10 protein-coding genes are annotated in these 10,938 nt (G+C 40.8%); 1 reads left to right on the top strand and 9 read right to left on the bottom strand.

Annotated features, from left to right (window positions below):
* Nucleotides 1-144 precede the first annotated feature (144 nt).
* From QTN94_RS18520 to QTN94_RS18490, 7 genes are all read right to left on the bottom strand, one after another.
* Nucleotides 145-1,401 (bottom strand): HD-GYP domain-containing protein, encoded by a 1,257-nt coding sequence (locus QTN94_RS18520; RefSeq protein ID WP_331428488.1) that lies wholly within the window; start codon nt 1,399-1,401, stop codon nt 145-147.
* A gap of 130 nt (nt 1,402-1,531) precedes the next feature.
* Nucleotides 1,532-1,936 carry a VOC family protein gene (locus QTN94_RS18515; RefSeq protein WP_331428487.1) on the bottom strand — a complete coding sequence of 135 codons (405 nt, stop codon included), beginning with the start codon at nt 1,934-1,936 and terminating at the stop codon, nt 1,532-1,534.
* Nucleotides 1,937-2,125: 189 nt separating this feature from the next.
* Entirely contained in the window at nt 2,126-2,866 is a 741-nt protein-coding gene (gene istB / locus QTN94_RS18510) for an IS21-like element ISVch3 family helper ATPase IstB (RefSeq protein ID WP_331428486.1), read from the bottom strand.
* A 10-nt stretch (nt 2,867-2,876) separates the two neighbouring features.
* Nucleotides 2,877-4,409, bottom strand: a complete 1,533-nt coding sequence (istA, locus tag QTN94_RS18505; RefSeq protein WP_331428485.1) for an IS21 family transposase — start codon at nt 4,407-4,409, stop codon at nt 2,877-2,879.
* Nucleotides 4,410-5,060: 651 nt separating this feature from the next.
* Nucleotides 5,061-6,041, bottom strand: coding sequence for a DNA (cytosine-5-)-methyltransferase (dcm, locus tag QTN94_RS18500; RefSeq protein ID WP_331428484.1), 981 nt, complete (start codon nt 6,039-6,041; stop codon nt 5,061-5,063).
* Nucleotides 6,038-7,450: a protein NO VEIN domain-containing protein gene (locus tag QTN94_RS18495; protein ID WP_331428483.1), complete on the bottom strand. Its 1,413-nt coding sequence runs from the start codon at nt 7,448-7,450 to the stop codon at nt 6,038-6,040. The genes dcm and QTN94_RS18495 overlap by 4 nt, the downstream gene beginning before the upstream one ends.
* The gene (locus QTN94_RS18490) at nt 7,447-8,490 is read right to left on the bottom strand and encodes a DNA cytosine methyltransferase (RefSeq protein WP_331428482.1); all 1,044 of its coding nucleotides are present in this window, start codon (nt 8,488-8,490) and stop codon (nt 7,447-7,449) included. Before QTN94_RS18490 ends, QTN94_RS18495 begins: the two co-directional genes overlap by 4 nt.
* Before the next feature lie 193 nt (nt 8,491-8,683).
* Here QTN94_RS18490 and pgsA point away from each other — a divergent pair, with 193 nt between their 5' ends.
* Nucleotides 8,684-9,235: a CDP-diacylglycerol--glycerol-3-phosphate 3-phosphatidyltransferase gene (pgsA, locus tag QTN94_RS18485; protein WP_331428481.1), complete on the top strand. Its 552-nt coding sequence runs from the start codon at nt 8,684-8,686 to the stop codon at nt 9,233-9,235.
* Nucleotides 9,236-9,347: 112 nt separating this feature from the next.
* On the opposite strand, the gene QTN94_RS18480 is transcribed toward pgsA, so the two are convergent.
* Both QTN94_RS18480 and QTN94_RS18475 read right to left on the bottom strand, forming a co-directional pair.
* A complete protein-coding gene (locus QTN94_RS18480) occupies nt 9,348-9,473 on the bottom strand; it encodes a hypothetical protein (RefSeq protein WP_331428480.1) in 126 nt (41 codons plus the stop codon).
* A 228-nt stretch (nt 9,474-9,701) separates the two neighbouring features.
* A complete protein-coding gene (locus QTN94_RS18475; RefSeq protein ID WP_331428479.1) occupies nt 9,702-10,664 on the bottom strand; it encodes a transposase in 963 nt (320 codons plus the stop codon).
* Between the last annotated feature and the right edge of the window lie 274 nt (nt 10,665-10,938).

Below are 10,938 nucleotides of genomic sequence, written 5' to 3'. Positions count from 1 at the left end.
GTCATCACTTGAAGTAGCTTTTCCCATCGTTTATCAGTTAGCATTGTCCTTGGCATGGTGAACTCAGTTGTGATTTGTTTTTGGCGAAATGATTATAACCTTCACCATGCCGTTCAAAAAATCATCACGAAAGATCAACAGACCCTAGTCATCTGAATCAAAAAAGTATGAAATCCGTGAGCGTGGATTTAGGTACTCCCTTACTTTATCCGGAAGTTTGTTAGGTAAGATTGCGTTAACTATCTTTATTTCTCTTTCAGCTAAGTCAATGATTGGCGCTTGAGTTCTGGGTACAGAGGGGTCGTAGATAAGAACATTAGGAAAGAGAATGTTCTTAGAGTTCACAGAGATAACCAAACCGACCATATCATTCGATAGTTGTACGACAGTGCCTGGAGGATAGATCCCCATAAACTTAATCAATAAGCTCAGATTCTCGTTGTTATATAGATGCTTGCAGTTTTTGTAGAGGTATGAGAGCGCCACATAAGGAATTTTTTGGTCAGCGGCGACATTAGTATGACAAAGATTGTCATAGGCATTTGCCACAGCAACAATTTGGGTTAGCTCATCAATCTGATCTTCTTTCAATCCTTCAGGGTAACCGGAACCGTCATTAAGCTCATGATGCTGCGCTATGACTGTCCGAGCACTTTCAGGAAAACTCGCCATATTAGCCGCGATCTCTAACCCATATTTTGTATGCAGTTTTAGATAGTTTTTTTCAGGTTCAGTAAGATGAGTCGGTTTACGCAATATCGCTGTAGGGACTTTCACTTTCCCCATATCATGAAATAAAGAAGCGAAAGCGACTTCCTTTATTTGATCTGCACTCAGCATTTTTGCTTTGGCGATCATCATCGCGACCACGGAAACATTGAGTGAATGAAAGTAAATGTCTTCAAATTCACTCTTACCATTCATCAAGTGCAGCGTAACGTTGTCGTCACTTAGTAGCTTATCAACGATATCATTAACGAGTAGCGCCGCCTCATCAACGGCTTGTTCTGGTCGATTGCGGATCTTATTCATGACCGCTCTCATGCGCGACAACGAGCGCTCAAACTCTTTTTCACAGTTGATGACACGTCGTCGGTAGGCACTAAGTTTTTCAATCCGATCTTGTTTCTCTTTCCAGAGCTTTTGCGCTTCGAGATCGACTTCACTATCAACAGGTTCCTCTACTGAGCTAGATTGACTTGATGAGGGAAGTGGTTGCGTATCACTTTGATTTGGGTTTATGAAGACGTGCTTAATCCCTAAGTGACGAATCATACGAATTTGTTCTTCGTCTTTCACTTTGAAGCTATTGAATAAAAAGGGATGCTCGTTCCATTTAACCGGAAGACGAATATGCAACCCTGGCTGTAGCCTATCTACAGTAATTTTGATGCTCGCCACGATCTATATACAACTTTATTTACTTACTTATTAATGACTAATTTTAGAGTAATGGGAAAACGAAATCATTATCTATGCGCTGGAATGAGAGATATCTTACGTGAAAGTCATAGCTTCAATGTATATCAAACTATACAAGGTTGCAGTGTAGCATCCAGCGGATACCAAACTGATCTTCTACTTTACCAAACCGAGCGCCCCAAAATGTATCTGCCAGAGGCATCATGACGTGACCTCCTTCCGATAACTTGTCAAAGAGCCGACCTTGTTCATCGATGTCTGTCAGAACAACCGACAAAGCAATATTGTTGCCAGAGAGCTCTTTTGCAAATACACCATCAGATAACATCAATTTCATACCTGATGCTTGAAACTCTGCGTGCATTACCCAATGTGGGTCTGCTCCTTCTATCTCTTGAGGCGCATCTTTAAACAGTTGCTTAGAAACAGTAACGCCTCCGAAGCAGTTCTGATAAAAATCAAGTGCTTCTTGGCAGCGTCCTGCAAAGAATAGATAGGGAGTGAGTTGGTACATTTTCAGCCTCCATCTTGATAATTTAAAGATAGACAACTTTTCCCTAAGCCACAGAAAATTTAAGTAAACCACTCAAGGCATGCGCAACAGAGCGTAAAACACATCGATAGTGCGTATTTCGGTGATTGCGATCGCTCGTTTCGGTTTATTCCGATCACCTGATCCTGCCGTTTTTCTCTCTTCCTATTTTTACTCTAAGTGATCGGATTGCGCCAGTTTTCTCATTGACTCACCTCCCAGTTCTATTCGATGACTATTGTGTACCAGCCGATCCATTAGAGCATCAGCGACGGTGGCGTTGCCGATCATGTTGTACCACTCCTTTACGGGTAGTTGACTGATGACGATTGTGCTGCTGTTTTGGTAGCGGTCTTCAAGCACTTCTAACAAGTGGCCTGCATGCTCTTGAGTCAGTTTTTCCATCCCCCAGTCGTCGAGGATAAGTAGAGCTTTCTTAGCCAACGATTGAAGTTGCTTTTGATAGCTACCATCCAGACGACCTGCGGTCAGATCATCAAGCAAGCGAGTTAATCGGTAGTATCTGACCGTTTGTTGTTGTTCGCAGGCGCTGGTTGCCAGTGCGCAGCCAAGATACGTTTTACCTGCTCCTGTTGGGCCTGTGACCAAGATGTTCTGGTACTTGTGCAGATAGCCCCCCGTTAGAAGTTCGCTCATCTGCTTGCGGTTGAGGTTTCGTCTCTCCTTGTAGATGAGTTGGCTCGGCTGAGCATCCACTCTTAACTTAGCTTGTCGTTTTAAGCGTTGGATTTTGCTCTGATTACGATTCAAGATCTCGCTTTCCAGAAGTAAGCTCAACCGCTCCTCGAAGTCCAGTTCTACGTAGGTGGTTAGTTGCTCTTGTTGCTGCTCTAACGCCTTCGCCGCATGGCTCAAGCGGAGGGTTTTGAGTTGATCGTTCAGTACGTTCATATCCTTTCTCCTAGTGATAACAGTTCGGGCCTCGAACATTGCTGTGAACAAGGTTCGGCGTATTCACTTTATCTTTACTCAGTTGCCCTTCACGATTGTTCTTGAGTAGATTGTTGATGAAGGTGTAATTGGGCTTTGTCAGCATCAGTGCATCTTTACAGGCTTGCTCTAAGCGTGATTCGCTATGCGCTTTACTCAGATTGAGCAGCCCAAGGCAGGAGCGATAAGACTGCTCTGGATGAGGCTTCGAGTTCAGCATCTTATTGACGACCTCTCGTGTGGCAGGGCCGATATTGGCTCCCCAGTTGAGCAAGCGGCCAGGCGACCACTTCTGATGTTGATGATTACTCGGCATGTGCTCTGGTTGGGTGCTGTTTCCGCGCTCTCTTTGGCTGCGTGGATGCTGGGCGACCAAGTTACCTTGATGGTAAATCTGCACCAGACGGTTGGAGGCTTCCAGTTCAACATGGTGGCCAACAAGCTGATGGGGAACCGAGTAGTAGTGACGGCGATATTCGATGTGATAGTCGGGCCCAACCTTGGCTCGCTTGGTCTCGGTATATTGGTATCGTTGCTTAGGAAGGGGCTTTAACGCGGGTTTATCGAGTTTGTCGAACAGTGTTTTACGACTTGCACCATACTGTTTCATCTTACGTTGGTTTAAGTCATTCATAAGCTCACGGATAGCGAGGTTCAACTCTTTGAAGGTATGGAAGGTTTGGTGTCGCAGCCGCATCATAATCCAGCGTTCCACTAGGAGCACGGCATTCTCTGCTTTGGCTTTGTCTTTCGGTTTGTGGGGGCGAGTGGGCATCACAGCCGTTTGATAATGATTCGCCAGTTTTTGATAGCTCTCATTAAGTATCGGCTCATAACGATTGGCTTTGGTAACCGCGCTACGCAGATTATCGGGAACCAAGAGCTGTGGTACGCCGCCGAAGTGCTCGAAAGCATTTGCATGCGCCTCTAACCAGTAAGACTTACCTTGGCTCGGGAAGGCTTCAACATAGGTGTAATTGGACGCGCCTAAGGTCGCGACGAACACTTCCGCTTCACGCACTTCTCCTGTGTCAGGGTTGACCACCTGAAGCCTCGGCCCACAGTAGTCGATAAACAGCTTATCACCCGCAACATGAAGCTGACGCATGCTGCGCTTTTGGGTTTTGAACCAGCGAGTGAAGTGCTCGCAGAACTGAGTGTAAGCGTAAGCTCGCTCTTGATATTGCTCATGATACTCCTGCCAGAGCAACATCTTCGTCATACCTTTACGTCTGAGTTCGACAGCGTATTGAGTGAACTCTGGCATGACTTTATCCCGACTGGCTTTCTTGCCGTGATACAGCGCCTGCGTCAGATCAGCATCGCTGCAACCTTCGGGTAGAGGCCAGCCAAGTTGGCTTTGTTTAAAGCGAGTCAGGAGTTCCGAGATGGTGGAGGGGCCGAGTTTCAGGCAGGAAGCGATGCTGCGATTTGAGAGTTCGCAGTCGTACTTTAGGCGTAATACCTCTTTAATTTTTTTCATTGGAGTTCTCTTTTTGGCCATTGTCGCTTCCTTACGTTCTTGTTTAAGAAGTAAAGAATAGCGAGTTATTGATTTAAAGGAGAAAAAGGAAGGATTTCAGCATTCCGATCGCGGTTTTCGCTATTCCGAAATGACTGATCGGAATGCTCCGAAATATGCAATAGTACGTAAGACCACTGATTTTGAATTACCATCAGTCTCTTCATTGGAATAAACCAGTACTGACGAATGTGCTTTAGGCGAGAGAAGGGGCAGAAGGCTCATGGAACGACAGTTACAATGTTCATCCCCCAAAAACGACGAAAGGCCGCTATAAAAGCGACCTTTCTATGTATGTTACTGGCGAGTGACTTGAACCGCCACGCCCGAAAGTCCTCACATGTTTTTTAACTAACTGTATTTACTAGGATCTTGTTGGAAATTCAAGACCATAAATTAGGATTCTGTTGGATCTGCATTACACTATTCAGACACAGAATTGCTTGAGCACACATTTTAAACACATCTCATAGCCAACTGTATTTAATAATATTTAGTTAGACATTAGAACGGTAACGCAAAAAACATTAACTTTGTATGTCAAGTTGAAAAAGCAGTCCCCTATCCCTTAAATTGTCACAAAACTATTAAATAAATTAATTGTGCCTAAAGGGGACTACTTTATTTTGTGCTCTAGGCTGCCTTTTTTTCAGCAACAATTCCAATTACTTTAATAACACTTGACATAACATGCCACATCATTACGGGAGGAACAGCATTGCCTATCGCTTTATACGCTCTAGTATTGGATACATTATATTTAAAATCTTCTGGAAATGACTGAATTCTAGCCGCTTCTCTAGGGGTGAACCTTCTATAACGACCATCGATACATAGTACTGGGTCTACACTATTTAAACTTGCTTTAGATAGATGAGCACTAATAGTATTACAATGACTTAAAGGATCCTGCACTCGACCTTTATTCATTGTTTCTTTATTCTTAAGCATCCCATTTATTGCTTTTTGAGAGAAGAAAAACTTGCTTTCTACTTCACTCTCATTTTCTAAAACATCTTTTAAAATAATATTTGAATCTATCTTTTCAGGAAACTCAAACTTGTCACAATCATTCGAATCTAAAAAACCCACGATAAATACTCGTTCCCTTTTTTGGGGTACTCCATAATGAGAAGAGTTAAGTACCATATGCTTACAATGATATCCAGCGTCTCTAAATGACTGCATAACCAGTGGAAAAGCTTGCTTTTTATTAGCCGACAACAACCCCTTAACATTCTCAGCAATGAATACTTTTGGCTTGTGAGTTTTAATTATATCGACCATTTCAAAGAATAATTTACCATTCTCGTTTTTATACCCTAAACGGGGAGGATTTTGTGCAACAACAGAAAATGACTGACAAGGAAAGCCTCCAATTAAAACATCATGCTCAGGAATAGTATCTTTTAGTTCTCTAATATCTCCTAATATACTCTGATGTTCAAAATTATCATTATAAATACCCACAGCATAAGGATCTATATCTGAAGAGAAAACCACTTCTGTGTTATTATTTTTATAGTACTTTCCTTGGTATTTAAAACCACCAATGGCTCCAAGATCCATACCACCACAACCACTAAATACAGAGCAAATCTTTAATTTATTCATGCTAGTAGCTCAACCTCTTTCAACACATCCGGTTTAAATATTAGCTCTACACCTTTAGGAGCTGAGAGTTTAATCTCTCCCTGCTGAACCAGTCCAACCGGATTATTCATTACAAGTAATCTTCTAGTATCATTAGTAATAATCAAGCGATAAATGTAATAATTTTCTTTATTAGTATATGCCGCATTCCACTCATTCTTAGTCAACGAAACTCTACTCTGGGTTAGGGCGTGATTGCTCAATGTTGTTTTAACTTCAATGAATATTTGATTATCCATTTCATCCATAGATTTTACATCATACCCAGCTCCAAGATGAGTAGGTATGAATTGCACAAGATGCTTATTATGACCAAGCCCTAAACTTTCGAGTTTATTTTTCTCATGTGAGATAACTAAAGACTCACCTAAATCACCAATTTCTTTTGTGGTCATTTTTTCCGTTGTACCATCAAATAAATTAATTGACACGGTGTCATCTTTAACTTTAGTTTGAATGAACTTTCTTATGCTAGTAGCACTTTCATTAAAGTCTAAAGTATTAACATAATCAAACCAAGAATTTTGAACATTACTCAACTGAGCAACTGTAAAAATCTTGTTATAAAAAGGTCTAAACCTATCAAAGTTACCATTTTCTTTACACGCATATTCAATAAAGTCAGATTCTATATCATTTAAAAAATACTTTGATGATTTCTTTATAAGAATATTTGCAAGTTCTAGGTAATCGAGAAAATCTAAGGCAGTTCTAGTTTGATCGCCTCTATTTCCCTTTGTAATACCCTTTATGAATTTATGTTTTTCATAAATTACAGAATGCTTTCTATTATTCATTATAATATTTTTAGCATCAATGGGGCCAAGTTTACCTGTTGTAAATCTCAGATCATCAAAAATAACATAAGTCAATTCATCTTTTGTTATATAAGATTCACTTACCCCTACTTCCTTAAGGATATTCAACAAATTAACAACAAAAGACAAGGGAGCAAAGTCCACTCCACTTTCTATCAACTTTTTATTTACATGAGGTTTCAACATTCCATTAGGGAATTGAATTTTCATTGCAAAATTCTTAAAAAACTCGATTAAGTCTTCTTTTTCAGACAGTCGCTTCGAAATAGAGCTAGCATAATACCCAAATCCATCTTCATACTGCATAAGTCCAAAAAGAGCACTAATCTCTGTCCTCCAGTTGGCTAGTGTTTTTTCTACCAGATGACTATTACCAGGAAAATTTGAAATCATATTATCTAGAACCTGGCCATCTATCGCACCAGAAAAAGAAGTGATTTCTTTAGCCATGTAAAATAACACATTTTCAATATTATTTTTGAATCTAGGTCTAACCATATGAAGAGGAAGCAAATTCACTTCCTTAATTTTGTAAGAATTCGGAACTGTCATTTTTTCAATACCTTTGCTATTGCTTCTCCTAATAGAGGAGGTACAGCATTCCCTACTTGGCGATATTGCTCTGTTTTGTTACCCAGAAATACAAATGAATCTGGAAATGATTGAAAGCGAGCATTTTCTCTAACCGTTGGAACTCTATTGTGCTTGTAGTGAAAATGATGTCGATGTCCTGTATCTATAGTACTCGCAGGTTTCTGACTATGGTAACGTGTCCAAGCGACATTAAATTTTCGAGTTGATACAAAGTTTTCAGGTAAGTTTTTATAGTTACCACCCTCTGGCACTAATGCTATTGTTGACTTAACCTTTTCCTGATGTTTAGTTATCAAATGATTGTTAAGTTTACTCGGAGCTCCATTTCGCATTAGTTTTTGATATGCACTAAGTGGTGAAGATGCGTATTCAAAAGATTCAGGCATAACATCATCATCCAAACCATGCAAATCAGACACTGCTTGCTGACAAGTAATAAAGTCCTTCTCACTTTCAATTAAAGGAGTAGGGAACTTCACAGGACCCTCACCATGTAAGACACCAATAAAGATCGCTCTCTTCCTTACTTGTGGAACCCCAAAGTGAGCACTATTTAAAACCTTGTAATCTACAACATATCCAAGATCACTAAACTCTTTAATAATCTGATTTTTAACTTCACCCTTAAACAAACTAATGATACCAGGAACATTCTCTAAAACGAAATACGTTGGTTTTAAGTCTTTAACAACTCGAACAAACGACAAAAAAAGTTGATTCCTTGGATCATCAAACTTCCTCGGACCAGACAATGATAACCCTTGACAAGGGGGGCCACCGATTACCACATCAACGTTCTTACCTCCAATAATACGTCGAATATCATTGGTGGTTATTGTTTGAATATCACCGTGTATGATTTCAGAACCTTTATGGTTAGCTTTAAACGTATCTAGAGCCGCTTTGTCATGATCAATGCCTAACAGAATATCAAACCCAGCCTGCTCAAAACCAAGTGATAATCCACCACAACCACAAAACAAATCAACTACATTCATACAAACACCCAACCTGTATTTTTATACAGCAAAAATCACACTAATCACACGATTATCGCTATGTTGAGTGGCAATTTAAAGCCCTTAACAAGTTTTTTTTTAAATGAGTCTATAGTCGAAAAGCTGTTGGTCTCTGATTCATTATTGTATCATCTCGCAAACTCTGATCATTTGTTAAAGAACACTACCCACTATGCATATGAACATCCCCAATGCATTATCTCTTTTTAGACTAATGCTTATTCCTGTCATGGTTATTCTGTTCTATTTGCCAATCGAGCATAGTGCAGCTCTTACAGGCTCTGTGTTTTTTATTGCAGGCTTTACAGACCTACTTGACGGTTACTTAGCAAGAAAGCTCAAACAGTCATCCGCATTCGGTGCATTTATCGATCCTGTGGCTGATAAGGTTTTAGTTTCTACATCTCTGATTTTAATAGTTGAATATTATAATTCAGCTTGGATTACTATCCCCGCAGTAGTAATGATCAGCCGAGAAATCATCATTTCTGCTCTACGAGAATGGATGGCAGAAGAGGGCAAAAGAGATGCAGTTGCCGTATCTTGGTTAGGAAAGATAAAAACAGCGGCTCAAATGCTAGCTATCCTCCTCTTCCTAATACAACCTAGTGGTGTCCTTTTATATATCGCCTACATCGCTCTTACAGTCGCTAGTGTTCTTACTATTTGGTCTATGTGCTCATATTTATTTCAAGCTCAAAAAGAACTACTCAAAGACATGTAGAAAAACTAAAGCAGGGAGTAGTCACATCAGACAACTGCGCCCTTTTCAATTTGTCCCATAACTTCAAAATACAAACCGCACCTTAGGCAAACCATACTGAATCGAAATCTCATCAATCGGCTTCAATCAAGAAGCGCTCTAGGGACATAGAAGAATCGACCTTTTCAGTATCACGCTCAATCTTCGGATCAATACCCTCAAGGATTTGCTGACGATATTCTTTAGCGATTTTCCGCAAAGTTATTACTAAAAGGACAGGCACTATTAAAAGATACTTATGCTCCAGGCATAATCTATCGGTTAAATCGGTATTAATTTGTCCGACAGGGGGAGAGGGTTGCGTGCTGTGAGCCACTGTTGGCGTGAATGAGTCTATTGAGGCTTTTTTGAGTAACGAGTGACTCACCAATAACATTTTTTGTTTGGTGTGGGTTTCTAACTAGAAATTTAATGGTTGGTTAATCGCTTAGCTATCCAAGCGAAGTAAATTGAGTCGCTTTCGTTTCATCAGCTGTTTGGCCATCATTGCGCTTTGGGTACAACCTACTGTAGTGCAGCGCAGACGCTCTAATTGAATGCAAGTCTCAAGCCAGTTTAATTGATTGATATTAAGTCTTTGCAATATCGGTAGCGTATCTTCACTTAAGCTCGCTTTCCCTTCTCGGTATTGACGTGCAGTCCAATCGACTAGCTCGATGTAATCCATCAGTCGAAACGGTATACCATCACGTTGATGGTTTTTGTCATTCCCAACAAACGGGTAAAGGCAAGGTGCCGTCTCTTGCTGATTGTTTAATGCCTCAACTCTCGCTTTAATTGAGGTGTAATCGGAGGTTTCTGGTGTTTGGGCTATTCCAGCTCTTAGCGGGTTTAAGTCGACATAGGTCATCGCCGCAGCGAGCGCCTGTTCATCTAGTAGAGCCTGGCTTTTGAAGCGGCTTTCCCAGAAATGTCCTTTGCATTGGTCTTCTTTGTTGGCTTGGCAGGCAATCTCAAAATTAAGCTCTTTCATAAACCAACTTAGGCTCCATAGTCGCTCACGCCAAGATTCGATAATCGCTAAACACACTTCAAGTTCGGCCTTACTGGTGAGCGGCCCTTCTAACCATCGATATACGATATTGGGCAGTTTGTGTGCTTGCTGCCAACGTTCAACTACCTCATAAGCCGACAGATTTAGGGCTTTCTCTCGATTGATATGTAAGACCAAGTGGTAGTGGTTGCTCATGATGGCGTAAGCGCAGATGTCAATGCAGTAAAGTTGCGAGAGCGCCATCATTTTTCGCTTCACCCACGCTCTGCGATGCTCATAATTTTGTTGAGTGATAGGGTCAGTCCCACACAGGAAGCTACGCCTGACACAGCGAGAGACGCAATGATAATAAGGTGTGACATCAACGCATATCTGTTGTTTTCTCGCAGTTGTCATTTTTACGCCCCTTTGGTGAGTTATCCAGTGAGGTTAAGAATGCCAACAACAATCGGCAACCCGCATGAATAGAACCTTTGGCGTAAGTATCAACAACTCACTCTTATTTCATCCTTTATGGCGTGTGATGAGATGGTCACCTCTATCTCGGCATCGCAATGTGCCATGATTAACTTTTGACAGAATCAAGGATAAAGGTGACCAACATGAAATATAGGCTTATTAGTATCGATTTAGCAAAAAATGTGTTTCAGATTGCTGTATTCGACCGACA

Source organism: Vibrio sp. M250220 (assembly GCF_036533795.1).
In the GTDB taxonomy this organism is placed as follows: Bacteria; Pseudomonadota; Gammaproteobacteria; order Enterobacterales; family Vibrionaceae; genus Vibrio.
The sequence above is the reverse complement of the archived record's forward strand: the minus strand, read 5'-3'. Positions and strand labels throughout refer to the sequence as shown.